Annotated in this window: 26 protein-coding genes and 1 riboswitch; of the genes, 7 read left to right on the plus strand and 19 right to left on the minus strand. The window is 46.4% G+C overall.

What is annotated here, in order from left to right:
* Nucleotides 1–88: 88 nt before the first annotated feature.
* From RH46_RS12910 to RH46_RS12930, 5 genes are all read right to left on the minus strand, one after another.
* Nucleotides 89–475: an MAPEG family protein gene (locus RH46_RS12910; RefSeq protein ID WP_006879916.1), complete on the minus strand. Its 387-nt coding sequence runs from the start codon at nucleotides 473–475 to the stop codon at nucleotides 89–91.
* A 123-nt stretch (nucleotides 476–598) separates the two neighbouring features.
* A complete protein-coding gene (locus tag RH46_RS12915) occupies nucleotides 599–1,288 on the minus strand; it encodes a glutathione S-transferase family protein (RefSeq protein ID WP_006879917.1) in 690 nt (229 codons plus the stop codon).
* A gap of 107 nt (nucleotides 1,289–1,395) precedes the next feature.
* Nucleotides 1,396–1,968, minus strand: coding sequence for an RNA polymerase sigma factor SigZ (gene sigZ, locus RH46_RS12920; protein ID WP_006879918.1), 573 nt, complete (start codon nucleotides 1,966–1,968; stop codon nucleotides 1,396–1,398).
* Entirely contained in the window at nucleotides 1,955–2,248 is a 294-nt protein-coding gene (locus RH46_RS12925) for an ArsR/SmtB family transcription factor (protein ID WP_006879919.1), read from the minus strand. Before RH46_RS12925 ends, sigZ begins: the two co-directional genes overlap by 14 nt.
* Before the next feature lie 154 nt (nucleotides 2,249–2,402).
* Nucleotides 2,403–3,347: an NADP-dependent oxidoreductase gene (locus tag RH46_RS12930; RefSeq protein WP_006879920.1), complete on the minus strand. Its 945-nt coding sequence runs from the start codon at nucleotides 3,345–3,347 to the stop codon at nucleotides 2,403–2,405.
* A 111-nt stretch (nucleotides 3,348–3,458) separates the two neighbouring features.
* Here RH46_RS12930 and RH46_RS12935 point away from each other — a divergent pair, with 111 nt between their 5' ends.
* Both RH46_RS12935 and RH46_RS12940 read left to right on the plus strand, forming a co-directional pair.
* Nucleotides 3,459–4,391 (plus strand): LysR family transcriptional regulator, encoded by a 933-nt coding sequence (locus RH46_RS12935; protein ID WP_006879921.1) that lies wholly within the window; start codon nucleotides 3,459–3,461, stop codon nucleotides 4,389–4,391.
* 149 nt (nucleotides 4,392–4,540) lie between these two features.
* The gene (locus RH46_RS12940; RefSeq protein WP_006879922.1) at nucleotides 4,541–5,623 is read left to right on the plus strand and encodes a permease; all 1,083 of its coding nucleotides are present in this window, start codon (nucleotides 4,541–4,543) and stop codon (nucleotides 5,621–5,623) included.
* Nucleotides 5,624–5,684: 61 nt separating this feature from the next.
* Here RH46_RS12940 and copI read toward each other — a convergent pair whose 3' ends face one another.
* From copI to thiD, 8 genes are all read right to left on the minus strand, one after another.
* Nucleotides 5,685–6,197 carry a copper-resistant cuproprotein CopI gene (gene copI, locus RH46_RS12945; protein WP_006879923.1) on the minus strand — a complete coding sequence of 171 codons (513 nt, stop codon included), beginning with the start codon at nucleotides 6,195–6,197 and terminating at the stop codon, nucleotides 5,685–5,687.
* Between the two features lie 61 nt (nucleotides 6,198–6,258).
* On the minus strand, nucleotides 6,259–9,396 hold the full coding sequence (locus tag RH46_RS12950) for an efflux RND transporter permease subunit (protein ID WP_006879924.1): 3,138 nt from the start codon (nucleotides 9,394–9,396) through the stop codon (nucleotides 6,259–6,261).
* Nucleotides 9,393–11,105: an efflux RND transporter periplasmic adaptor subunit gene (locus tag RH46_RS12955; protein ID WP_006879925.1), complete on the minus strand. Its 1,713-nt coding sequence runs from the start codon at nucleotides 11,103–11,105 to the stop codon at nucleotides 9,393–9,395. Before RH46_RS12955 ends, RH46_RS12950 begins: the two co-directional genes overlap by 4 nt.
* A complete protein-coding gene (locus RH46_RS12960) occupies nucleotides 11,102–12,484 on the minus strand; it encodes a TolC family protein (RefSeq protein WP_006879926.1) in 1,383 nt (460 codons plus the stop codon). Before RH46_RS12960 ends, RH46_RS12955 begins: the two co-directional genes overlap by 4 nt.
* Nucleotides 12,485–12,576: 92 nt before the next feature.
* Nucleotides 12,577–13,014, minus strand: a complete 438-nt coding sequence (locus tag RH46_RS12965; RefSeq protein ID WP_006879927.1) for a hypothetical protein — start codon at nucleotides 13,012–13,014, stop codon at nucleotides 12,577–12,579.
* Nucleotides 13,015–13,131: 117 nt separating this feature from the next.
* Complete coding sequence (locus RH46_RS12970; RefSeq protein ID WP_006879928.1) at nucleotides 13,132–13,617, minus strand: VOC family protein; 486 nt, start codon at nucleotides 13,615–13,617, stop codon at nucleotides 13,132–13,134.
* Between the two features lie 127 nt (nucleotides 13,618–13,744).
* Nucleotides 13,745–14,488, minus strand: coding sequence for a phosphatase PAP2 family protein (locus tag RH46_RS12975; protein WP_006879929.1), 744 nt, complete (start codon nucleotides 14,486–14,488; stop codon nucleotides 13,745–13,747).
* Between the two features lie 147 nt (nucleotides 14,489–14,635).
* Entirely contained in the window at nucleotides 14,636–15,466 is an 831-nt protein-coding gene (gene thiD, locus RH46_RS12980; protein ID WP_006879930.1) for a bifunctional hydroxymethylpyrimidine kinase/phosphomethylpyrimidine kinase, read from the minus strand.
* Between the two features lie 100 nt (nucleotides 15,467–15,566).
* Nucleotides 15,567–15,676, minus strand: a riboswitch (TPP riboswitch).
* Between the two features lie 112 nt (nucleotides 15,677–15,788).
* Between thiD and RH46_RS12985 the strand changes: the two genes are divergently transcribed.
* Nucleotides 15,789–16,619, plus strand: coding sequence for an HDOD domain-containing protein (locus RH46_RS12985; RefSeq protein ID WP_006879931.1), 831 nt, complete (start codon nucleotides 15,789–15,791; stop codon nucleotides 16,617–16,619).
* A gap of 92 nt (nucleotides 16,620–16,711) precedes the next feature.
* Nucleotides 16,712–17,599 (plus strand): LysR family transcriptional regulator, encoded by an 888-nt coding sequence (locus RH46_RS12990; protein WP_006879932.1) that lies wholly within the window; start codon nucleotides 16,712–16,714, stop codon nucleotides 17,597–17,599.
* 67 nt (nucleotides 17,600–17,666) lie between these two features.
* Here the strand turns inward: RH46_RS12990 and RH46_RS22340 are convergent, their stop codons facing one another.
* The 5 genes from RH46_RS22340 to RH46_RS13010 all read right to left on the minus strand — a co-directional run bounded on the left by RH46_RS22340 (nucleotide 17,667) and on the right by RH46_RS13010 (nucleotide 23,703).
* Nucleotides 17,667–17,819, minus strand: a complete 153-nt coding sequence (locus RH46_RS22340; protein ID WP_006879933.1) for a hypothetical protein — start codon at nucleotides 17,817–17,819, stop codon at nucleotides 17,667–17,669.
* 390 nt (nucleotides 17,820–18,209) lie between these two features.
* Complete coding sequence (locus RH46_RS12995) at nucleotides 18,210–20,087, minus strand: PhoX family protein (protein ID WP_006879934.1); 1,878 nt, start codon at nucleotides 20,085–20,087, stop codon at nucleotides 18,210–18,212.
* Between the two features lie 463 nt (nucleotides 20,088–20,550).
* A complete protein-coding gene (locus RH46_RS13000; protein WP_006879935.1) occupies nucleotides 20,551–21,384 on the minus strand; it encodes an arginase family protein in 834 nt (277 codons plus the stop codon).
* Between the two features lie 5 nt (nucleotides 21,385–21,389).
* Nucleotides 21,390–22,115, minus strand: coding sequence for an IclR family transcriptional regulator (locus tag RH46_RS13005; protein ID WP_006879936.1), 726 nt, complete (start codon nucleotides 22,113–22,115; stop codon nucleotides 21,390–21,392).
* 193 nt (nucleotides 22,116–22,308) lie between these two features.
* Nucleotides 22,309–23,703, minus strand: coding sequence for a glycoside hydrolase family 1 protein (locus RH46_RS13010; RefSeq protein ID WP_006879937.1), 1,395 nt, complete (start codon nucleotides 23,701–23,703; stop codon nucleotides 22,309–22,311).
* Between the two features lie 203 nt (nucleotides 23,704–23,906).
* On the opposite strand from RH46_RS13010, the gene RH46_RS13015 reads away from it, so the two are divergent.
* The 3 genes from RH46_RS13015 (at nucleotide 23,907) to RH46_RS13025 (ending at nucleotide 25,532) form a co-directional block, all read left to right on the plus strand.
* Nucleotides 23,907–24,326 (plus strand): universal stress protein, encoded by a 420-nt coding sequence (locus RH46_RS13015; protein WP_006879938.1) that lies wholly within the window; start codon nucleotides 23,907–23,909, stop codon nucleotides 24,324–24,326.
* Nucleotides 24,327–24,551: 225 nt separating this feature from the next.
* Nucleotides 24,552–25,211 carry a nitroreductase family protein gene (locus tag RH46_RS13020; protein ID WP_006879939.1) on the plus strand — a complete coding sequence of 220 codons (660 nt, stop codon included), beginning with the start codon at nucleotides 24,552–24,554 and terminating at the stop codon, nucleotides 25,209–25,211.
* 30 nt (nucleotides 25,212–25,241) lie between these two features.
* Nucleotides 25,242–25,532, plus strand: coding sequence for a putative quinol monooxygenase (locus RH46_RS13025; protein ID WP_006879940.1), 291 nt, complete (start codon nucleotides 25,242–25,244; stop codon nucleotides 25,530–25,532).
* 183 nt (nucleotides 25,533–25,715) lie between these two features.
* Here RH46_RS13025 and RH46_RS22345 read toward each other — a convergent pair whose 3' ends face one another.
* On the minus strand, nucleotides 25,716–25,865 hold the full coding sequence (locus RH46_RS22345) for a hypothetical protein (RefSeq protein WP_006879941.1): 150 nt from the start codon (nucleotides 25,863–25,865) through the stop codon (nucleotides 25,716–25,718).
* Between the last annotated feature and the right edge of the window lie 114 nt (nucleotides 25,866–25,979).

A 25,979-nucleotide genomic window follows, 5' to 3' on the forward strand; every position in this document is an offset into this window, starting at 1 on the left:
GTATCGACTGCTATTCAGATAAAGCGACAACAAAAAGCGATGGTGTTAACCATCGCTTTTTTGTTTTCTGAACCTTTAAGACCGTGCACTACCACATTTTATCAAACGGTAAATGGATGAGATTAAGAACAATCATCACCGCCATTACCAAAAAGGTCAGCTTCATTCCGCTCACGCGCCCTTTAAGTCGGTCTGCCAGAATACCTTTAGCATGGAGTAATCGACCCAGCACAAACACCACTCCACACAAGTGAATCATCCATGGGCTGGCGCCATTGTATTCGAGTGTCGCCATCATGATTAGCGTAATGGGAATGTAGTCAACCGCATTGCTATGAGCACTGCGCGCAATAGTTAACGCATCGACGCCACCATCAGAGTACTTTACCTGCGCTTTACGGCGCTGCTTGATGACCTGAATCGATAGCCAAATCATTAATGATGCAAGAATTGCTGCGTACAACGCTGTAATCATAAGTTCACTCCTTGTGCTTGAGATTACACTCACCGGACTGGTTGGTAACTTTGAAACTTTGTAGACAATTAAACACAAAAAAGCCCTGCTGAATAGCAGGGCGGATTATTTATCACGCTTGTCTTAACAACAACTTGTGCCGCAACCGTTGTTAGGCTTGCAATCTTCACCTTTACCCAGATAAGTTTCATCGGATAGGTAAAAACCGCTAAATGCCTCAACAAAGTCTTGTGACACCGTTTTTTCAACTAAACCACTTTCCATTAGCTGTTGCTGCCAGGCCTGTACTTTTGGGCGACCATCCAACATGTCAAAGCAGGTGTTCTGCTTGATAATGTCTGCGCGGTGTAGCAGTGGTAGCCATGCTAAATCAACATTACTGATCTGATCGCCTTTAAAGAAAGGACCCACCAGCTGCTTTTCTACTTTATCGAATGCTTTGCCTAAGTTCGCAACACGCTCTGTTAGTGTCGCTTTATCGCTACTGCGCATGGTGCTGCACTGAGCCAGATAATGCTTTGAACCAAGGTAGCTCCATGCACGATCAAGCGCTCGCTGTTCATTGCTAATGCCTTGCTCAAGCGGACCGAACTCATCTTCGATGTACTCAACAATCGCATCAGATTCAAACAGCGCAGTGTTGTTCTCAGTCACCAACACAGGCACCTGGCCATTAGGTGAGATGTCTAGGAACCACTGCGGCTTGTCTTTAAGGCTGATGTATTCAATTTCGTATGGAACATTACGTGCTTCTAATGCAGCAGTTACGCGTTGAACAAATGGACAGATTTTAAAACTTACGACTTTAATCATTTTCTTTTCTCATCTTTGGATAAGGGCCACTTGGCACCTGTTACACCTTTAAGACGAGCGACAATTAAAAAAGACGACGAAAATACAAAATTATTTTAAATTTTTTTCTAGCAATGATCGCAACCGTTAGATTTCTTTTCACAATCCAATAGGTTACCGCGTTTATCCAACTGCAAAGTACAGCAATCTTCAAACAGTTTTTTCAGCTCTAAGCGCCCTTTTTGCACTCGTGATTTTAATGTTGAGTAGCTCACGCCCACTTTCTCGGCGATCTCTTTCTGGCTTTGACCATTAAGTTCAACGGCTTCCATTAATTGGGATTGCTGCTGAGGTAACGCATTGATAAAAGGTCGTACACACTGAGCCAGTTGTTGCTCCAAATTGGCATCAGCTTGCTCGAACCAGAGATCTTCCTCATTCAGTTCTCCATCGCGCTGTTCTCTCGCTCGTTGACGATAAAAATCGATGATGGTGCGATTAGCGACCTGGAACAACCAAGATTTTACGCTATCAGCCTTATTGACCGATGAAAGATTATGGTAGGTCTTTAATAAGATTTCTTGTAGCAAGTCATCCACATCTGCGTGATTACTCACCTTAGAATAGAGGAATGATTTCAAAGCCTGCTGATACTCAGTCCAGACCTGTTCTAGTACCAGTGATGGCTCAGCACTTTTCATCTGCACAACACTCATCCTGCAAGAAGCCGATGACCCCTTCGAGACATTTGTAGTCTGTAACACAATACAGCGTGCGTCCTTCACGACGCTGGCTGATCAACCCAGCCGAAGCCAGACTAGAGATATGATGCGACAACGTTGAACCAGGAATGCCGAGCTTTTCTTGTAGGCCACCAACAGCAATACCTTGATAACCCGCCTTCACCACACTCTTATAAATGGATAAACGTACCGGATGCCCAAGCTCTTTAAGCGCCTTGGCAACAACTTCAAGTTCCATGACCGACTCCAATAATAACGATATATTTCTAAAATAATCGAAATATATCGTTATTGCAAATTTTCACCCAGCGCAAAAACAAGACTGTGAGAATTAACGCTGTTACAGTCATGGCATCAAATGCCACCCATCAGATGAGCGGCTAATGCTCCGATCAGTATTTAAGTAGCGGATCGACCACCAACACGATCTTACCCACAGCTTTATGCTGTTCTGAACGCAAATGAGCAGTTTGGATCTCTTCAAGAGGGTAGACAGAATCAATAGGTATTTTCACAGCCTTCTCTTTCACCAACTGAACAAGCTGTTCTAGATCCGTCGCACTGTTTTCCACCCACATGCGGGTAAACGAGATGCCATGAGTCGCCACTTGTTGTTCAGCAATTTCATCAAAGGTTGAAACAATACTGCCCCCTGACTTAACGCAACAGGCGCTTTCAGCCAGAAGTTCGATACCCGGTTTCGCAACATACGCCACGTCATACTGGTTTGATGATTGCCATTCCAAATCACGCTCATTAAAAACCTCGTCGGCTCCCAGGCTAGTGACATAATCGAGTTTAGTTGCAGAGGCCGTTGCCACGACATAAGCTCCTGCGGCTTTGGCAATCTGCACCGCATACGATCCGACAGCGCCAGATGCGTTGTGGATGAGTACTGTTTTTCCTTGTGCAAGGCGACCATGTCGATGCAATCCCTGCCATGCAGTCACTGCCGCTAACGGTAACGCTGCCGCTTCTACGAAGCTCAACTCAGCAGGTTTCTCCACCACTAATTCGGCGTCCACTGCAACGAATTCTGCGTTGGTACCCTGCTCAGAGATAGGGGTAAATGCCAGTACCTTATCGCCGACCTGCAGTGAGTCAACACCCTCGCCTACCTGTTCGACTACACCAGAGCAATCCCAGCCCAGCACTAAAGGTAGGGTGTGAGTGCCAGTATCAGCCATCATACCGTTGCGGAGATGAAAGTCGACCGGATTGACAGCCGATGCTGCTACGCGAATCAGAACCTGATTCCGTTCTGGTTCAGGTTTTGGCAGTTGGCCAAGTTGTAGTGTTTCTACGTCACCATATTGTTTAATGAATGCTGCCTTCATAACTGACTTCCTTTTAGTTGTTGTTAGTGAGAACAGCTTCAGTATTCACCTAAACACCTATTTCTTCTAATTAATAGGTGATATAACAATCATTCCACAGGGGAATGTGTTATGACCAAAGTTGATTTAAATTTGATCGTTATCTTTGACGCTATCATGCGTGAACAGTCAATCACCTTAGCGGCGGAGCAATTGGCAATGACCCAACCGTCAGTGTCAAAAGCCGTGTCGAGAATGCGCTATGCCTGGCAGGATCCTCTGTTCATAAAACAAGGCAGAGGGATATGCCCAACACCTTATGCCAAAGAGCTTTGGCAGCAAATAGCCGATCCACTCAGCCATATTAGTCAGACGGTTTCCCCGGCAAAATTTGACCCGGCGAACACACCTGTGCAAATCAGAGTTGCGCTGACCGATGGGATCAGCAGCCTGTTCTGGCCAAGACTGAGAGCTATCATTGAGCAGCGAGCTCAGATGCTTGACCTGTACGCAGTGCCATTTAAGGGCAACGGTGAACAATTGCTACTCGAAGCTGAAGTTGATTTGGTCCTCGACTACTACCCGACAAGACACGACCAAATCACGGTCAGGCACCTCTATGACAACCACTTCACCTGTGTCATGCGTCCACAACATCCTCTCGCTCATAAAACACTTTCAGTCGACGACTTCTGCCACGCTCAGCATCTGCTGGTCTCACTATCCGGCGATCCAAGTGGCGCAGTAGACCAGTCTCTTGCTCTGCTGGGACGAACCAGACGTGTGGCAATGACGGTCAACAGCTTCTCCAGCGCGATTGAGCTACTGCAAGAATCCAGCTTAATCTGTGTCATGCCTTTCTCGGTTGCGAGTAAAGCGATTGCCAAAGGTCAGCTAGTTCAGGCAACACTGCCGATCTCTGTTCCGTCGCCAAGTATTTCTATTGCCTGGCACACACGTAACCAAAGAAATCTGGCCATCAAATGGCTGGTCAATGAAGTTGAGCAACTGGTCCACAATGAACCGGAAGTGTTTGCTAAAAGCCCTTATCTGGCAGATGCCTGATCTATCTTCACATGGCTAAATTTATGATAAACAAAGAGTTAAGAATTTAAGTCACTTTTATTTCGAACTTTATCGAAATATTTATTGATCTTTCGTTTCTCAAGTCTATAATTCGAAAAAAATCGAAATATATTTGGAGTGACATTACTATGAGTAACGAATTTATGACAATGGCAAGCGAAGCCCTCGATATGTTCGCTTTCCTTGCGACAGAATTGGTCATCCTGTTCCTGGCTATCAGCTACTTAGTTGGCGTTCTGCAAGAGTTTTTAACGCCACAAAAGATCCAGTCGATCCTAAGTTCGCGTAACGGTAAAGGCTATGTAATTGCAGCTTTTCTTGGCTCAATTACCCCGTTCTGTTCATGCTCGACAATACCGTTTCTTAAAGGCTTGCTAAGAGCACGAGCGGGTTTTGGCCCAATGATGGTGTTCCTGTTTGGTAGCCCACTACTGAATCCGGTCATCATAGGTCTGTTCGTGATCACGTTTGGCTGGCAAGTCGCACTGTTCTACTTCTTAGTGGCAATGGTTGTCTCGATTGTGGCGGGATACACGCTGGAAAAACTTGGCTTTGAGCGCTATGTAAAACCTGAAGCTTATCAGGTTGAGGAAGCGTCAGGCTGCGGTACTTCTTGTAGTGACAGTAAGCCTGCAGCGAAAAAAGAGTCTTCATGTGCTCCATCAAGCTGCGGTGATGCTGCGCCAGTAATGGCTAAAGAGAACTCATGCTGTGGTGAAAAACCGCAACCAAAAGTAGAAGTATCTTGCTGCGGTACAGATGGTGCAGCAGCCGCCACCATCGTTGAACCTAAACAACCTGGTCGTTGGATGAAGATTTGGCTATCTACGTGGAAAGACTTTAAACAGGTATTCCCTTACCTAATGCTAGGTGTCGCTGTTGGCTCATTCATCTACGGCTTTATTCCGACTGAGCTGATTGCACAATACGCTGGTGAAGGTAAATGGTACGCGATTCCTGTAGCAGCAATTATTGGTATCCCTTTGTACATCCGTGCTGAAGCAGTGATTCCGCTAAGTGCAGCTCTGGTTCAGAAAGGTATGGCTCTGGGTTCAGTAATGGCACTCATTATCGGTAGCGCAGGTGCGAGTTTGACTGAAGTTATCTTGCTTAAATCTATCTTTAAGAATCAGATGATTGTCGCGTTCCTGACTGTGATTCTGGGTATGGCAATTGCTGCGGGATTCTTGTACAGCTTTATCTTCGGCTAAAAATTTCCCAGCAAACAAAAAGGCAGCCTCGGCTGCCTTTTTTGTATCTGATTCAAGGTTATTAAAGCGTGATTTTTTTGATCATACCAGCCTCTGCATGACCCGCGATATTGCAGGCAAACTCTACCTGATTATCGCCATGGAAATGCCATAACAATTGCTTCGCTTTGCCAGGTTTTACTGTTACTGAGTTACCTGAATCGTGCATGTGGCCAGCAGACATGGTTTTCATCATTTCGCGATGCTCCACCTGCTCTTTTTCCGATCCGATAGTAAACTCGTGGTCGATTTTACCTGTGTTAAGTACTACAAACTGAACAACGTCGTTCGGTTCAATCTTCACCTCTTTCTTGAAGCGAATCTTCATATCATCACTAAGCAGAACGTGTACAACTTTATCCGGCTTTGCTCCTTTGGCAGGCATACCTACATCGGACATACCTTCCATGTTCATCATTGAGTGATCCATCTTAGAAGAGTTCATCGCGCCATGGTCCATATTTGCATGGTCCATCTCAGCTTGAGCACCCATAGCGGCAACGCTTAGCATGATTGATAGTAGTGTCTTTTTCATGGTTATTTCCTTATTGTCTAAGATTGACTGACCTTAACCGAAGTCAGTCAAATAATTGGGTTTAGTGATTCGTTTGCTGTGACGTTACTTCTCGCTGTTTCCACAGTTTGAAGATTGCCGGGAGTACCAGTAGGGTGAGTAATAATGCTGATGCCATACCGCCAATCATTGGCGCAGCGATACGTTGCATCACTTCAGAACCGGTGCCTTGTCCATACATGATTGGTACCAGACCAATAATGACCGTCAGCACTGTCATCATCACAGGGCGCACGCGCAGACCCGCTCCCTGACGGATTGCATTAGTCAGATCTTCCAGTTCAAGAGGTTGTTGTTTCTCTGAGGCAGAAAGCTTGGTGTAGTGCCACGCCTGATTGAGGTAAACCAGCATGATGACCCCTATCTCAACCGCCACGCCTGCAAGAGCAATAAATCCAACCCCGACAGCAATAGAGAAGTTGTAGCCAAGGTAGTGCATCAGCCATAGACCGCCGACCATAGCCAGAGGCAGGGTCAGCATGATGATCATCACTTCACCGACACGTCGGAAGCTGAAATAGAGCAGCAACATGATGATGGCGATGGTGATTGGCACCACGACACCTAAACGCTCTTTTGCTCGTTCCATGTACTCATACTGACCAGACCAAACAAGCGAGTAGCCAGCAGGAAGTGCAAGTTGCTCTGCTACCGCTTGCTGCGCATCAGCGACGTAGGAACCCAGATCCCGACCATCGATATCGACAAATACCCAACCATTTGGACGCGCGTTCTCGGTCTTAATCATCGGTGGGCCGTCTTCATAACGGATGTCCGCGACGTCAGCCAGAGCAATACGGGCACCGTTTGGTGTGACTAACGGTAGGTTCTGAAGTTTGATTACTGAGTCACGGTAGTCCTGAGGGTAACGAACATTGATAGGGTAACGCTCCAGCCCCTCAATGGTTTCACCGACATTCATGCCACCCACAGCCGTTGAAACCACCTGCTGAACATCTTTAATGCTCAAACCATAGCGGGCTGCTGCTCGGCGCTTAATATCAATCGTAACGTAACGACCACCCGCTACACGCTCAGCGTAGACTGAAGCCGTACCGGTCACCTGATTCAAGATCGGCTCTAACTCAGCGCCGATTTTCTCGATCTCACTCAGCTCAGGGCCCGAGATTTTGATACCAATCGGCGTCTTAATTCCCGTCGCTAGCATGTCGATACGAGTTTTAATAGGCATTACCCAAGCGTTTGTCAGGCCAGGGAACTGAACCAGTTGATCGAACTCTCTGCGCAGTGATTCGGTCGTCACCCCTTCTCGCCACTGATCACGAGGTTTAAGCTGAATCACCGTTTCAATCATGGTTAATGGTGCAGGATCCGTCGCGGTTTCAGCACGGCCTATCTTGCCCCAGGCAGTTTCCACTTCGGGTACTGTCATGATCAGCTTATTGGTCTGCTGCAATAACTCGCGCGCCTTACCGATCGAGATGCCAGGATAGGTAGTCGGCATGTACATCAAATCGCCTTCATCCAGCGGCGGAATAAACTCACTACCAAGTTTGGTGGTCGGATAATAGGCCGAGGCCATTAGCACAAACGCCATCAACAGAACACTTTTCGGGTATTTCAGGCTGACGTTGAGCATTGGTTTATAAAGGGCAATCAAGCCCTTATTGATTGGGTTTTTATCTTCAGGCAGTACTTTGCCTCGGATAAAGTAGCCCATCAGCACCGGAACCAGAGTGATCGCGAGACCCGCTGCGGAGGCCATTGCATAGGTTTTGGTATAGGCGAGCGGCGAGAACATCTTGCCTTCCTGCCCTTCCAAAGCAAATACAGGCACAAAACTCAGAGTAATGATCAGTAGTGAGAAGAACAGTGGCGCCCCGACTTCCTGCGCAGCATCGCCGATCACCTGCCAACGGTTTTTGTCCGTTAATGGTGTACGCTCGATATGCTTATGCACGTTTTCAATCATCACAATCGCCCCATCGACCATGGCGCCGATGGCAATAGCGATGCCACCCAAAGACATGATGTTGGCGTTAATCCCCTGCCAATGCATGATGATAAACGCAGACAAAATGCCGACAGGCAGACTGAGTGCAATAACCAGAGATGAGCGGATGTGGAACAGGAACAGCGCACAGACGATCGCAACAACGATGAACTCTTCCGCCAGTTTCTTCCACAAGTTCTCGACCGCCGAATCTATCAGGGTCGAACGGTCGTAAGTTGGGACTATTTCTACTCCTTCAGGCAGGCTGCGTTGCAGGTCGTTGAGCTTGTCCTTAACGTTGGCAATTACCTGACTGGCGTTTTCACCAAAACGCATCACAATTACACCGCCGACCGCTTCACCTTCACCGTTAAGTTCGGAAATACCGCGACGCATTTGTGGACCAATATTAATATCGGCAATATCACCGAGCAGAAGTGGCGTTCCTTTGGCTGTCACTTTCAGTGGTAGCGCTTCAATATCTTCGACGCTGGATAGGTAGCCTGTGGTGCGAACCATATGTTCCGCTTCAGCAACTTCTACTACCGAGGCACCAGTCTCCTGGTTACCGTTCTGGATTGCCATATTGACCTGTTGTAGCGTCAGGTCATAGGCACGCAGCTTAGCTGGATCGATTTGTACCTGATACTGTTTGACCATGCCGCCCACGGTGGCCACTTCAGACACGCCATCAACGGTTTGCAGCTCATATTTAAGGAACCAGTCCTGCAGACTACGCAACTGCGCTAAGTCGTGCTGACCCGTTTTATCCTGTAATACGTAGCTGTATACCCAGCCCACTCCGGTAGCATCCGGTCCTAAGGTCGGTTTAGCACTTGCAGGAAGATTAGGCGCGACCTGGCTCAGGTACTCCAAAACTCGCGAACGTGCCCAGTACATATCCGTATCATCGTTAAAAATGATGTAAACGTACGAATCACCAAAGAACGAGTAGCCACGAACAGTTTCAGCCCCCGGAACGGCCAACATGGCTGTGGTTAGCGGGTAGGTAACCTGATCTTCCACAACTTGTGGTGCCTGTCCCGGATAACTGGTCTTGATGATTACCTGAACATCAGACAGGTCAGGTATCGCATCTACAGGCGTGTTTTTTACACTGTAAAGACCACCAAAAATCAGCGCCGCTGTAGCCAGTAACACTAATAACCGGTTGCTGATCGACCAACGAATAATGGCACTGATCATAATGCCTCCTCGTTAGCACTCAGCTTCTTGAGTAGATATTCGGAGCCTTGTTTTTCGACTAGAAACCGAACTTTTTGCCCTTCCTCAAACCCTGAAAGATCAACCTCGTCTCCAACGGTAAAGTTCATTTCTCCCGCTTGCCAATTCCACTCTGCAACTGGCAGGTGTTTTAGGGTGATCATATTAAAATCAGCCATCAACATGGTGATATCACCGCTAATCCACACCTCTGCAGCAACCAAGCTGTCACCAATTTTATAGTCAACAATCTCATACTGACCGGAAGGGGTTTTCTGCATCTCGAACTCGACCGCCTGCCCTTGTGCCAGCGCGTCAATATCAACGCCTTCAGCGACCTCAAAGTTCATCACCATTCCCGGCCAATTCCATTCAGGAACGGGTTGGTGGTTAATGGTCAGCATGCGATGTTGCTGCATCACATCGGTAATTTCGCCTTGTGCCCAAACGGTTTCTGCCGCAGCTTCTACACCATTGATTCTCGAAAGATCTGCACTCTGACTTGATTCAGAATCGAGTAAGAAGTGGGCTGAAGTGACAATAGCCTGCCCTTGTTGCAGCCCTTTGGTAACTTCAATTTTGTCGCCAGCTTCACGGCCAACCTCAATACGCGCAGAGCGGTATTTGCCTTCACCTTCAGACAAGACAACGCGGGTCATGCCACCAGAGCGGATAACTGATGAGCGGGGAATGGTAAGTACTTTTTCGCTGCTCACTGGTTTCAGTGCTACGTTGGCGAACATGTTTGGCTTAAGCTCACCGTCAGGATTAGGGAACTTTAAACGCACACGCAAAGTTCGGGTGTTGGGATCGAGAATTGGGTAGACATAGTCAACCTGCCCCTGCCACTCACCACCAGGAATTGCATCAAGAGTCATAGAAGCATTACTGCCCTGCTTGATCCAATGTGCCTGTCGTTCAAACACCTCCGCATCGACCCATACATCATCAAGCGGGCCAGCACTGATCACTGCCTGAGCCGGGGAAAGGTAACCACCTTCCCGAATATTGAGGCTGGCGATAATGCCGTCAGCCGGTGCTTTGATTTCTATTGTCTGCTGTGCTTTTCCACGACGAACTATCTCGCTGATTTGTGTTCTGTCGACCCCAAGAGTCACGAGTCGCTCTGTGGCACCTTTAATCATGCCTTTACGCTGAGTTTTGTGTGCACTGAGTAGCTCTTCCTGCGCTTTAACCAGCTCAGGTGAATAGAGAGAAAACAGCACGCTGCCCTTTTCCACCTTTTCACCCACAGCGTTGATAAACAGTTTTTCTACCCAGCCAGAGACGCGGACGTTGGTCTGCCACAGGTTACTTTCATCAAATGCAATGTAACCAACGGTTTCAATTCGAGGGGACAGTTCTGTCATTCCAACCTGCGCAGTTTTAACGCCAAGATTATTCTCGACCGCTGGATCAATGGTCACCGTGCCCGGTTGGTTACTGCTGCCATTTTGGTCTTCAGCGTAAACAGGGATGAGATCCATCCCCATCGGTGATTTTCCCGGCTTATCTCTTTTATAGTTAGGATCCATTGGCGCAACCCAATAGAGGGGTTCATCGCTTGATGCCGCTTCAGACACTGGCATTGCGCTCATGTCGTGGCCAGAACCAGGTAGATACATGCTGGCAGCAAAACCGATTACACCGCCGACTACTAACGCCACACTGGCTACCTTAAATGTTGTCATTTCTGTGTTCCTTCATTGTTATTCTGCTGCGCAGGCGAAGCGAGTTGATAGTCAAATCCACCCAATAGGGCTGCAAGCTGGCTGCTGACCTGATTCCAGTCAGTCTTTAACCTTTGTAGTTCGAGTTGTAACGCCAGTTCATCTGTCGTCGCAGTGATAACATCGCTAAATTGAGCGGTATTGTTCTGATAGCCACGTTCAACGGCCTGAGTACGGGAAGTGGCTTGAGGGATAAGGCGGGATTGGTATCTCGCAATCCTTTCGTCGAGGTTGGAGCGGTCATTGAGCAGGGCATTCACCTGAGCGTTCATCTGTGCCAGCAGGGTATCTTTCTGAGACAATGCCGCCCCGACCTGATGCTGAGCCGCGGCCAGGTTTTTGTCCTGACGATTACCGGTAAATAACGGAATATCCATGGTGAGATACGCGCTGACCAAATCAGAAGCTGGCTGACCATTCATGCCGTTAGCCTGACGATAGGCGTACATCACCTCAACGCCAAATTGCGGGGTATAAGCCTGCTCAGCCATTTCAACTTGGGTCTGATTGACTGACACATTGAGCTCAGCCATTTTGATCATTGGGTGCTGGTTTAGCAGCGAATAGAATTGGTTCGATTGGTCATGACCTGCAAGCTTCTTGTCCAATTCAGACCAGTTAAGCTGGTTACTAGCAACAAGAGACGAAGTGCTATCAAGCCACTGTGAACCTAACCACTCCGAGAGCTGAGCGACAATTCGACGTTGTTGCTGGCTGTTAGCCTGTAGCTTCTCATCCAGTTTATTGACTTGCAGTTGAGCATTGAGTAGGTCCTGAGCTTCACTTTTACCAATCGAATAATTGGTCTCAAGGTATTGCTCCATCTCTTCCATCAGATGGCGAGTTTCCCTGAGTAAGCGCTGTGCATGTTGCAGGTAACCGAGCTCAAGCCACAGTTGAGTCATCTGATTGGCAACATCACGCTCTCTGACCTCAATCTGAGCCGTCAGACCATCCGCTTGCTGGTTAGCCTGTTGCTGTTTGAGCTCTAGGGTTGAGCCACGTTCGAACTGTTGCATCAGTCCGGCGGAGATGTTGGTCATCGGGTCCTTGTCGAACTGAAAACTATCAATCGGTAAACCACCGACACCCATTTTCAGCTTTGGATCCATTAAAGTTGCGCTAGCAATACCGCTGGCACGCATCGCTTCAGCTTTCGCAGAAAACTCAGCGCGGTTTCCATCTTGGGATAATGCTGCTTCGATCAGTGACGTAAGTTGTTGAGTCGCGTGCTTTGTTTCACTAACTCCAGCACCAGACTGGTGGGCAAAGGAGAGCGAAGGGAAAGCCGCCAGACTCGCACTGACGACCAGTGCGACGAATCTTAGTTCTAAATTCACAATAATTACTCATTGTTTAAATACGCAAATAGAGACTCCGAGCAAACTGCAAACGCAGTACGCATCAAGAGAGAACAGTTGTGATTTAAGAACTAAGCGGAAGGTGGGCGAAGTAAACTCTGTGGGCGCAAAATCTTGTCACCAATCGTGAGTGGATGATGCAATGCCAGAGAATAGCGAATATCACTCAAAGGCTGAGTGTTCTGAAGAGGGTAAAAAGTCGTTGAGCACGCAGAAATACAACAGTTGTGCGGCCCGTCATCCGGGTTTGAACAACTGATCGCGCTACCTGTGCTTTGTTTGACCATCGAGTGAGAGCTTCGAGACTCTTCACTCATAGAGTGACAATCAACTTGGCGAACCTGGGAGGATGGAGGAACAGACTCCATTCGCTGGTGTGACATCTCAGCGGCTGAGTCCGTAGACATCATCATCGAAACCATCGATGGTGAACTGGCGGCATAACTCGACATCAACATCGCAAAGATGCTGAAAATCAAAATCCAAACTGTTTTAAGTGGATGAGTCATGGCTTACCTTTATCTATGAAGTTGGAATATTAATCCTTGCCCCTAGGTGAAGGTCAACAGGTAATAGAAACAAAAAAAGGTTGGCATAGCGCCAACCCTTTTAAACAAATTTGTCTATTACTCGTAGTCTGAAGCGTAAGTCTCTTCATAAGTGTGAGAGTATAGTTCGAACAGGTTACCAAACGGGTCTTCAAGATAAACCATTTTCGCAGGCTTGCTGTCATCTTCTGGGTGGTAACGCATGACGTCCATACGCACCTTACCGCCAAACTTCTCAACTTTCTCCATCACACCTTCAAAGTCATCGGTTTGCAGACAGAAATGGAAGATGCCCAAACGAGAGAAATCTACCTCGTGACGCTCCTGACGCTCTTTCATCTCAAACAGTTCTACGCCGATACCATCTGTTGTAACTAGGTGAGCGATGTTGAAGCCTTTAAAGCCTTCACCAAATACCGCAATACACATACGACCGATGGCTGTTTCGCGCTCTTCAATAACCTTGGTATTGTTCATGACAATTTTTAAACCTAGCGCCTGAGTGTAAAACTCAACTGCTTTGTCCATATCGCCAACCATGATGCCTACGTGATTCATTTTCATAATCTGCTCCGAATTCATTTCACTTGTCTGTTTCGATGAGGAGAGTATAAGTAGCGCACCTGATTATCTGAAATTATCATTAATTATAATAATAATTACAAAATTTTATTATTAAAAGATGGGACAATTAATGAGTCACACTCACCCGGCCGGCCAGGAACTTGTTAATCGCCCAATCGAATCTGGGCACAAGAGCGTAAACCATAGCGACAAAGGCAATAGAGCCAACAAGATCTATCGGCCTGTGCATACCAAGCCACAAACGGCTATAGGCAACGGCTACGGCCCAAACACCTAGCATTGCGGCTAAAGCGTAACGTTTGTTGTCGATAAAAATACCGCCAAAGAAAGCTAAACAGATCGCAGCAAAAATAGTGTGACCAGATGGAAAAGAGTAATCTTTTTCTCCCTGCCAATGGCGAGTTCGCCACTCGGTCACTTGCTGGGAAATCTTATCAATCACATCCGCTTTCTGCACAGAATCTAGCTTATAAAAGTGCTCAGGTTTTGGGATCAGAAGCTGGTGTGCCAGCAGCTCAGTATAAGGACGCGGGCTTTCAGTCAAATGCTTCAAGCCTGTTTTTGCAGCAAAACCAATCACCAGGATGATAGCGAGTTGAAGCATTTTATTGAGAAACTCTGTATTGCTGCCAATCAATCGCCAAGTAATAAATACGAGCAATGCCAACGAAAACAGAAAGCCTGCAGAACCTGCTGAATCAGTAATAACCGTGTAGCTAAATCCAGTCATATCATTCACCTGACTAAGCAGATCAATATGACTAACAAATAACGACATAGGTGCAATGATCAGCAAAAATGCCACAAGCAGCACCAGACCATCACGCTTATTTTTCAGAAGATTTTTCACGATATCGATTCACAGCAGCACAACAGGAACAGGCATATTAGTCCACCATACGGGCAGAAATTATCAGTTAAATGTCAAATTGGTGAAAGTTAACTCACCCCCACCAGCCTGGTCACGTTTTTGTTGATAAGAAGAACATTTAGCCAATTAGCGAACGTTCACATGGCCACAGAAGAAGTGATGGACAGGGCCATGACCACTACCCACTTTAAGTTCATCAGCACATGAGATGGCCTGAGATATATACTGTTTTCCCAGATAAACAGCCTTATGTAGCCGATTGCCCTGTGCTAAGTAAGAAGCGATCGCCGATGAAAGCGTACAGCCCGTTCCATGGGTATTTGTTGTCTTGATACGTTTGGCACTCAGTAGATCATAACTCTGCTGTTCAATTAACAGATCGCTACTGTTTTCAACCTCATCGAGATGGCCTCCCTTTAGCAGTACAGCTTTAGCGCCTAGGGCTCGAAGCGACTCTACCATTTCAGCCATCTGCTGTTCATTTTGCGGTATCTCACCGCCAACCAGAGCTGCACTTTCCGGCAAGTTCGGGGTGACTAAATCCGCGAGCGGCAACAATTGCTCTTTTAACGTAGCAACGGCTGACTGAGCCAACAGCGGATCGCCGCTAGTGGCGACCATTACCGGGTCAACGACAAGATACTTGGGCTTATATTGACGGATTTTTCTCGCCACCATGGCAATGATATTCGCATCAGCAAGCATACCGACTTTAACCGCAACGACATTGAGATCGGTAAATACTGAATCAAGCTGACTTTCGATATGTTCAACGGGAATAGGATGAATGGCACTCACGCCTAAGGTATTTTGCGAAGTCACCGCTGTGATTACGGAACAAGCGTAGCTACCAGTGGCTGAGATCGCTTTAATATCCGCTTGAATACCAGCACCACCGCCGCTATCAGAACCGGCAATGGTTAATACAATAGGTGGAGTGTCTTGAGAGTGTGGCATTTGGGCTCCTACAACAAGACGTACAAGAACCTATGGCGACGAAAAGAGAGATCAAGAAGAGATCGATCCACCGAATGCCTGCACGTCAATCCGAGTAAAGGACGACATGCTTATAGTTCCCTACGCCAGTGCTAACTGAATCAGGTTCAACGGGTCTCGCTTGGCGATCTCAGCCTTAATCCTATTGGACAGGCTCCCCGACTATTGGTCACAAATCATAACAATTAACTTGCCCACAATACATCAATTATTTGTTGCTCAGTTGGAGGGGGCTCTCTTTGTGAACTATAGTAATTTAGCTCACGAGAAAAAGGAGAGAATTATGAGCCAGGAGGCACTGCTATCTCGTTTGAACGAGCTACCAAGGATTCAAAAAGTTCTTCAGGAACTGCTTGATATGGTTACACAAGATGATGTCGACTTTAAACTTCTAGCGGAGAAAATCGCCACGGATCAAGTCTTAAGCGCGCGCCTGCTGCGCCTTGCTAACTCAGCCCATTTCGCTGGCAACAAAAGTGTTTCTTCCGTCAGCGAGGCGCTAGTACGGGTCGGTACTGCGCCAGTAAGAACGCTAGTGGTCGTCTCTGTACTGTCAGGAGTATTCCCTAAGTTACCAACATTGGATATGAGCAAATACTGGGAAGAGACATTTGAGGTTTCGATCATAGCCAGCAAGATCGCCAACGTGACCGATATGGATGGTGATGAAGCCTTCACCACTGGCATATTGCACAACATCGGCGAGCTGATGATTCACACTCTGGTTCCAGAGCAGGCTAAGGAGATCACTGCTCGTGCTGAAGCTGGAGAGAACGCGATTGCGGTTCAGGAGGAGATTCTTGATATCACTGCCCCGACCTTGGGCGCCAAACTGGCTAAAGCCTGGCACTTCCCCGATGTAATGGTTGATGCAATAGCTAATTTTGACCAACCCCGTGATGCTGAAATTTCCCCCAAAATGGCAACCACACTACACTTTGCCCGTTCAATTCATCGCGACTGGGACAAGCTGGAAAGTGACGAGGGAAAACACCGCTATTTGGCTGAACACCCTGACTCCCGCTTACTGCACATTTCGACTGAGTTCGCTTCAACCATCGACGAATATCGTGGCAATGGTAAAGCGCTGGCCAACGTGCTTCACGCAGCGTAATACTAAAGCGAGCCGATGGTTCGCTTTTACTACCAGAACTTGCTGTTATCACATAAACTAAAGTGAATAAATTTTTGTTATGAGCAAATCTGATGCTGAACCCTTCATGGCTAAAAACTTTTGTCACTCTGATTGATACCGGGCATTTCACCAAAACTGCGGAAAAGCTGTTTATGACCCAACCGGGCGTCAGTCAGCACATTAAGAAATTAGAACAGGTCTGCGGTCATCCATTAATTGAGCGGCACAACAAAAGTTTCGTCATCACCGAAGCGGGAAAAACCGTTTACGACTACGCCAAGCAGCTTGAATCTCAGCAACAGCAAATGCTCAATTCCCTTAGTCAGGACGACCCTTACAGTGGTCAGGTATCAATATCATGCTCAGGATCGCTGGCGCTATTGCTCTATCCCCATTTGCTTAATTTACAATGTAAATATCCTGAGCTAATTAGCCTGTTAGAAGCAGCGCCGCACCATAAGATTCTGGCCGACGTAATAAGCGGTAATGTCGATCTGGGGATTGTCGCTAACGAGCCTTCTGACCCACGTATTGATTCCCAACAGTTTGGCTCCGAGCCGCTTTGCCTGATGCTGCCCAGAGAGCAGGCATCGAAAAAACTCGACCAAACGGCCCTAAAAGAGATCGGCCTGATTCGACATCCCGATGCTGAGCATTATCTGTCACTCTACTTTTCTCGATGTGGAGAGGAAGAGCTAGCAGCCATTAACATCAACCAGCTGCCAAGCAAAGGCTATATCAACCAGTTGAGTCAGATTCTGCTGCCTGTCGCACAGGGTCATGGCTTTACCATTCTGCCTAAAAGTGCCCTAGAAGCCTTCCCGCTCAAAGAGCAAATCGCGGTTTACCAGCCTGAGAGCGAAGTGATTGAAACCCTCTACTTATTAACTAAGCGGCATCGTCAGATTCCTGCTCGCTTCGAAACCATCACTCAAGCGATGCGCCAGCAATTGAACTAGAAAAATCACCAGAAACGAAAAAAGGAGCCATAGGCTCCTTTTTATCGTGTCTTGTATTTCAAATTAATTATGCTTCGAGAACATCTTCACCAGACATCTCGGAGATCAGCAGAAGATCGTCTTCATCAAGTTTCATTCCCAATACAGGCAAACCATGCTGAGCTACCCAACAGCAGAAGAATACGAATACGCCTAAAGCGACTAGACCAAGTGATAACATAGCCAAACCTCCTCCGTGGTTATCAAAAAAGTATCGATAACTTGAAGATGCGACTATCTGAGAAAAAATAAGCAAAAGGCCTATGGAAATACTTAGTTCTATTACGTTTGTCGATTCACTCTTAACGATGGGTTCGTTAAGCCCTGTGTTTCGATTTATGTTCAGTTTATTCGTATTAACGTTGGGAGTTTACTCGGTTCTCTACACCTTTAAGTTATTGGGATACCCTTTCAATATAGTGATACCGTACAAATGTAGCAACTACATTTAGTATCGAATGAACAGGAGATCACAAATTTTATGCCTATATACGCATAATTATCTATTGCAATCCTGTAGCAAACAAAAAACGGGGCACAAGGCCCCGCACAATTAACCATTTTCGTTCTGCTAGGCGCCGATCACGCCACCATCTTCACGAGTGATCGCCATAATGGTTGAACGAGGTTTACTATCACCACCTCCAGGGAAGTGCGAAGGTGCGCCTTTCTCACCTGGGTGCTGAACACCAACAAACATGGTTTTGTTATCCGCAGAGAAAGTCAGGCCAGTGATTTCACAAGCGACAGGACCAGTCAGGAAGCGACGTACTTCACCAGTCATCGGATCGCCACATAACATTTGGTTATTACCCTGACCGGCAAAATCACCTTTGTTTGAGTAGTTACCATCGGTTTGGATCCACAGACGACCTGCACTATCAAAGCCAATACCATCAGGACTGTTAAACATGTTATCAGCATTGATATTTTCGCTGCCCGCATACAAGTTACCCTGATGCACTTGCGGGTTACCGGCGATCAGGTAAAGATCCCATTCAAAGCCTGCGCTGGTGTGGTCACCGTTGTGCGGTAACCAGCGAACAATCTGACCATAATGGTTTTCTTTACGAGGGTTCGGTCCACCCACTGGCTGCCCCTCTTTGACACCACGATGTTTATTGTTCGTCAGTGTACAGAACACATGCTTGTTGTCTGGATGAACGGCTACCCATTCAGGACGGTCCATTGTCGTCGCGCCAACCTGAGTCGCTGCACGACGAGCAAAAATCATCACTTCTGCCTGATCGTTGAAACCATTCTGTTTGGTCAGACCGTTCTTGCCGTATGTCAGCTCAATCCACTCGCCTTTACCGCGCAGCTCTTTATCATCCATCTCGAACTTAGCCACATATAGTGTGCCTTCTTCGAGAAGGTTGCGGTTCGCCTTGTCATTGCCCGGTTGATACTTGTTGCTAGAAACAAATTTGTACAGGTGCTCACCGCGCTCATCATCGCCAAGGTAAACAACCACATGACCGCTATCGTCAATGAGCAGCGCCGCATTTTCATGCTTAAAACGACCTAAAGCCGTGCGCTTAAGTGGGGTTGAATCTGGATCATTAGGGTCAATTTCCACTACCCAACCAAAGCGGTGAGGTTCATTTGGGTGCTTGGCAACATCAAAGCGCTCATCTGTGTCATGCCACTGATACTTACTTGGCGCTGCTTTAACACCGTAGCGCTTGTGGTCTGCAGTGAGCTCTGCACTGCCACTGGTACCAAAGTAACCGTTGAAGTTCTCTTCACAAGTCAGGTAGGTACCCCACGGCGTTTGACCATTTGCACAGTTGTTAAATGTACCGAGCGGCTTCATGCCTGATGGGTCGAGCTCAGTTTTCATCAGCTTATGACCCGCGGCAGGGCCTGTCAGTTTCATTTCAGTGTTAGCGGTAATACGGCGGTTTAACTTACCGTTTTTGTCCAGCTTCCATTCGCCACCCGTTCTAACGATTTCAAATACAGTGACACCGTGTGCCGCCTGAGCTTTAAGTACATCGTCTGCAGTCATGGCTTTGCCACCATGATCGAACAGTAAATCGTAATTGGTGTATTCATTGTTTACCGCAATCACCGCGCGATCTTTGCTGATTGGGAACAGACTCATGCCATCCGTGTTGTCACCGAACTGACGTAGCTGTGCCTGTGAACCTTGCTTGCCGCTTGGGTCAAACTCAGGTGCATCAGCGAAAATTGGGTCTCCCCACGATAATAGCGGCGTTGCCTTGTAGCCCTTTGGTACGATAAACGCATCGGCTGTTGATGCTGGAACCGGTTCAAAGTTGAGCAATGGGCTATCGTTTTTAGCGGCAAATGCTTTGGTGATTGGGTTTAGTGAAAGAAATGCACTTGCACTAACGGCTGCGGTACCAGCTAAAAAGCGACGACGTGATAAACGTGCATCGATCATTTGGCTGAACTGAGAATCCTGACTGTCACGATTCCACATTGCTGACTCCTTGCTTGAGTAGTTGTTATATCTTTGGCTGCAGATCGTAGACAGATTAAATGACAGATTGGTTAACTTATTGTTTCGTATTGATTAATAAAATTGGACAGTGAAAAGGCAATTTCATTTCAGCTACATTAAAGTGCGCCATGGTTCACTTTTGAATGATAAACAATGCAAAATTGACAAAAAAATGTGATCAAAACCCTAGATCTTTTCAGTTTTGATGGCTACATTGTTGAATGTTCATGAGGAACTACATTCACATTAGCTCATTGAAGAGCACATTTGTTTTTTAAGTGAGGGATTATCATGAAGAAAATGAGAAAAGCACAATTGCATCGCGTACGCATTCAGTACTGGAAAGAGTCGAACAAAGACGCGAACAAATCATCTTAATGTGCTAACCCACCGTACTAAGCTGGCTTAACCGCCAGCTTTTGTGTTTCTGGAGTCTGGAAAATCAGGCCGCTCTGTCATTGCTTGGAAACAACTGAGTCAGCTCATGCAAAATACTCTGTGTCTGCTTTGAGTAAAGGTGCTTATCTTTATAGCCGACAAGCTGAACCTGACGTACCTTGCCAGAAATCAGCAGTTGTCGCAGCATACGATTGACCATCTGCACATCCAGTGCAGTCCCCTTTTCCAACCGTGAGACTGGATAGAGGCAAGAGAGGTCAATATTAACGATCACATCTTCACAATGAGAAAGATAGCTTGCGAGCTGGTTCTTAACCTGAAAGCGATGGCTGAAACTACACTCTTCACTTGTCATCCAGTCACACCCTAAATCTTCAGCGTACTCCAGTAGTCGCTCTGAGTGCTGAGCGAGATCAATGCCCAGACAGAACAGACGACACTCGTTATAGCGAGAGAGCGCAAAGTGGTATGCACTGCCCTGATCGGGTTCCAGAGATGCCTTAAGCTCAAAGTTACGACCAATATGGATTATGCCAAGCTCTTTTCTGTTCGAGTGAAGTATAGGCAACGAATGAAGCAAGGTTTCACTGTTATTGGTAAAGATAACGGGTAAAGCTTCCGTACCAAGGTAGTGGCTGAGGTGAAGTTGGTACTTACCGACTGGCTGCGTAGTAAGGTTGTAGTGCCCTCCATTTAACCAGCGAAATCCTTCCAGCTCCTCAATCCATTGATAAATTTCTTCCAGGCTTTGATCGGCCATTTCGAAGTCTACTTGCTTCATCGGTTTCAGTTTCTCACTCACGCTCAGCAGAACTAAACGATGAGACAATATTCCTGTGATGTTTTCAGCTTTATTACGTCGAAATAGGCCAAACATATCGATTACCTTTCTGGGGGCAATGCCCTCGCTGCTTGAAGTACGTGAAGAACGATTCTCTGTTGATTAAGCTGAACTCGATGAGCAGGCGCCATCACCGAAATTGCACCGATCAGCTTAGAACCTTTCATTACCGGAGCACTGATACCTGAAACACCAGAGTCGATTTCAGACGTACTGACCGCATAACCCTGATTACGGATCTGTTCCAGTTCGTTCATCCACTGCTCGTGTCGTTCTTGCTCGCCAAAGTAACGCAAGATTTTTTCGCATCTCGCTGCTGGCATATACGCCAACATAACTTTGGATGAGGCGCCTCGTAACAGGGGTTGACTTTGACCCTGGACGTAGCTGCAACGAAGCGCCTGCATACTCTCTTTTCGGCTGACACATAATGCTCTGTAACCAACAGGCACCATGTAGGCCGCCATCTCACCGGTCTGTTTCTGCAAGCGATTAAGCACCGCATCTACCGCATCCAAGTCGTGCTGACTGGTTTCATAGCTGCGCATCAATAGCAAGGCAGCCGGACCGATGATCAAGGTTTTGTCATTTGGACTTTCTTCAATCAAGTTCCACTCTTTGAGCAACTTCAAGTGACGGTAAAGACTACTGATCGGTGTACCTAGTTGCTCGCTCAACTGCTTGGCAGTAATCGGTTGGTCATTTACGGCCACCTGCATTAACAGTTGGAGAACTTTCTCGTTAACCTGTCCGCTGTTCTGTTTCATAGAGTTCACGCTATTGTTGTATCGTCATCGATGAATATTGATCAAATTGTATTCTTACTTGGTAGGAATTTATAAACAAAATATTGCAACATTTCTCACCAAGTGAGAAACCAAAGCATTAGTAAAACAAAGAGCGCTTAAAACAAAAAAGGAGCCCGTTCAGGCTCCTTTGTTCAGTCTTGACGATAATCGATCATTTAACCGTCAGGCTGGCACCATTGCTGTTGATAACCTGCTGGTACCAATGGAAACTCTTTTTACGTTTACGCTCCAGAGAACCGCTGCCATCATCATGTCTGTCGACATAGATAAAGCCATAACGCTTGCTCATCTCCGCAGTTGAGTTAGCGACCAGATCAATCGGGCCCCAGCTGGTGAACCCCATTAACTCAACACCATCCAGTATCGCTTCCCGTGCCTGAACAAGGTGATCGTTGAGATAAGCAATTCGGTAATCATCATTGATTTGACCGTTTTCATCGATTTCATCACGAGCACCAAGACCATTTTCAACCACAAACAGTGGCTTTTGGTAGCGATCATGTAGGAAGTTAAGCAAGATGCGCAGTCCTTTCGGATCGATTAGCCACCCCCACTGACTCTTTTCAAGGTATGGATTTGGCACGCTATCAACGATATTACCGACCTCTTTTTGTTTAGGATCGGCGCTGGCACAGCCACTGGCGTAGTAACTGAATGAGATAAAGTCGACGCTTGCCCCAGACAACAGCTCTAGGTCACCATCTTGCATCTCAATTTCTATGTCTTGTTCACGGAAGTATCTCAGCATATAGCCCGGGTACTTACCGCGTGTCTGCACATCACCAAAGAACAGCCATTTGTTGTTCTCATGCATTGCCGCAATCACATCGTCCGGATTACAGGTGTAGGGATAATTGAGTGCTCCCAACAACATATTGCCAATCTTGCCATCCGGGATGATTTGATGACATAAGTTAACCGCTTTCGCATTCGCGACTAACTGATGGTGAATTGCTTGGTAAATCTCTTGTTCCGTCGCCTGTTCCTGCAAGCCGACACCAGTAAAAGGCGCATGAAGAGACATGTTGATCTCATTGAACGTCAGCCAGAGTTTGACCTTATCTTTATAACGTTCAAATACCGTACGCGCATAACGCTCAAAGAAGGTAATCAGCTCACGACTTCCCCAACCACCATAGTTCTCAACCAAAGCGTATGGCATTTCGTAGTGCGACAAGGTGACAAACGGCTGGATATTATGTTTGGCCAGCTGATCAAAAATCTTATCGTAGTAGGCTAGACCCTGCTCATTCGGCTCTGACTCATCTCCGTTAGGGAAAATACGAGTCCAGGCGATTGAGAGTCGCAGGCAGTTAAAACCCATCTCATCAAACAGCTCAATATCCTGCGGATAGCGGTGATAAAAATCGATCGCTAAATCCTTAATCCCATCGCCTCGCTGCTGGCGAGTCTGGTGAGGACTCAAAATGCCATTAGGCAACATATCAGAAGTCGATAACCCTTTGTTATCAAGATTAAAAGCGCCTTCGACCTGATTGGCTGCAATCGCGCCACCCCAGAGGAAATTAGTAGGGAAGGTTGTCATGATAAATTCCTAGTCAGCAGTAACATCTGCCAATCATTGTAGACCCAGGATGTACAAATAAATGAGGCTGGGATGAATCCGTGATATTTCCTATTTTGTTACCAAAGAAGGTAAGCTTTTGGCATTTTCGAGATCTTGGCGGCACCTTTATTCCTACTCAGCGATTATGCTTAATTCAGGATAGTCACTAGAAGGTCATGTTTATGAACTACAAACATATTCTTGTTGCCCTTGAACTCACAGACGAAAGCAAAGTGCTGATCGATAAGGCAACCTACCTGGCAAAGCTAACCAACGCCGAAGTTTCGTTTATCCATATTGACGGCTCTCATGGGGAAATTTACCCAGAGGTTGTAGACCTTCAAGCCGATACCAATCATCCGCCGTTTGGTGAGCATACCATTGAACAAATTCGCGCTTTTGAATCCTACAGTTCAGTGCCTGTTAAGCGCATTTTAATGGGAACCGGAGATCTGGCCGACAAACTCGCAGCAACCATCGAAGAAAACGACGTCGATCTATTGCTCTGTGGTCATCACCACGACTTCTGGAGCAAAATCGTTTCTTACTCTAAACACTTGGTTGACTCTTCACCGGTCGATATTCTGGTGGTTCCGATTTAACCGACTCATCAGATTACCAACCTAAATAATAACGGGCCCTGATTGGGCTCGTTATGGTTTCTACCGTTCATAACTTAGCCAAAGCATCGTTTTATTATGGATAAAATGTTCCATAGTAATTGGTGACTATCGCTATTTTTCTCCAACTTCTGTTGACGTAAATTACCCATCAACGAGAGACGCTGACTGCGATTGGCGCCAATATTTAGAAAGTTAGGAGCCCACATGACTCATCCAATTATCAAAGATTTGAACACTCGCTACACAACTAAAAAATACGATGCGACCAAGCGCATTTCTGCACAGGACATCGAAATCATTAAGCAGTCGATTCACCTTTCTGCTTCATCGATCAACTCCCAACCGTGGAAGTTCATTGTGCTAGAGAGCGACGAAGCGAAGCAGCGTTTCCACAATACCTTTGCCAACATGTTTCAGTTCAATCAACCTCACGCTAAAGAGGCTTCACACACAATCTTGTTTGCTTATAACCCTCGTTTCACTAAAGAGCAGTACAAGAAAGTCGTTGACGCTGAGGTAACGTCAGGTCACTTACCTGCTGAGCGTTACAATGACATGCTTGATGGTGCATTTGGTTTCGCTGAACTGAATACCGATGAAACAGGCTTTAATGGCAACTGGACCAAAGCACAAACATACATTGCTCTTGGTAATACCCTTCATACATTAGCGCGTTTAGGCATCGCCTCGACTCCAATGGAAGGTGTCGATGCTCAGTTGATTGGCGAAGAGTTTAAACAAGAGTTGGACGGCTACGTGTGTGATTTTGCTCTGGCAATGGGTTACCACAAAGAAGGCGAAGACTATAACCATGGTCTGCCTAAAGCACGCCTGCCATTCGAAGACGTAGTAACTACGCTTTAAGCCCTATAATCAGACTTTGGAGCCAAAACAATGACTAAACTGACGATAGTCGCCAACATTGTTGCCAAATCAGATCAGGTTGAGCTGGTAAAGAGTGAACTGGTAAAACTGATTGATAAAACACTTGTTGAAGAGGGCTGTATCAATTACGACTTACATCAAGACAACGACAATCCAGCACACTTTGTATTCTATGAGAACTGGGAGTCAGCACAGGCACTGGATAACCATCTAGCCAGTGAGCATATCGCACAATACTCCGCGGCTGTGGAGGGTGCAGTCGAGAGCTTCACTCTCAATCGTATGACTCACATCAAATAAACTGAACCCTTGATAATACAAAAGTATAAAGGCTTCCATAGAGGAAGCCTTTTTCTAATCGGTTACTTAACATCCGGCTAGAAATCGTCGTTAAAACAATAATGCTACTCGACCTTAGCTACTGGATATAAATTTTCATTAATACCTATTAACAGCCCATTATATGGAACAATATATCAATAGCTAATTGTTAATTTCATCAACAATATCATTCGCATCTTCATATATTTCCTCTACGGCATCACTATTGATAATATCATTAATTTCATCATTATACTTTAGTCCAATAAAAATACCTAAACCTAATAAAACCACTGCAAAAAGTTTAAACATCACAAATTCCAAAAATTATTATTAATCCTTAAAAATTAAATATTCGAACACTTATTTATTCAATATTTACATTCAAAAGCATATTAATTTATTGACAAAGATCTCGTTATTAAG

The organism is Vibrio brasiliensis LMG 20546 (genome assembly GCF_000189255.1).
GTDB classification, from domain to species: Bacteria; Pseudomonadota; Gammaproteobacteria; order Enterobacterales; family Vibrionaceae; genus Vibrio; species Vibrio brasiliensis.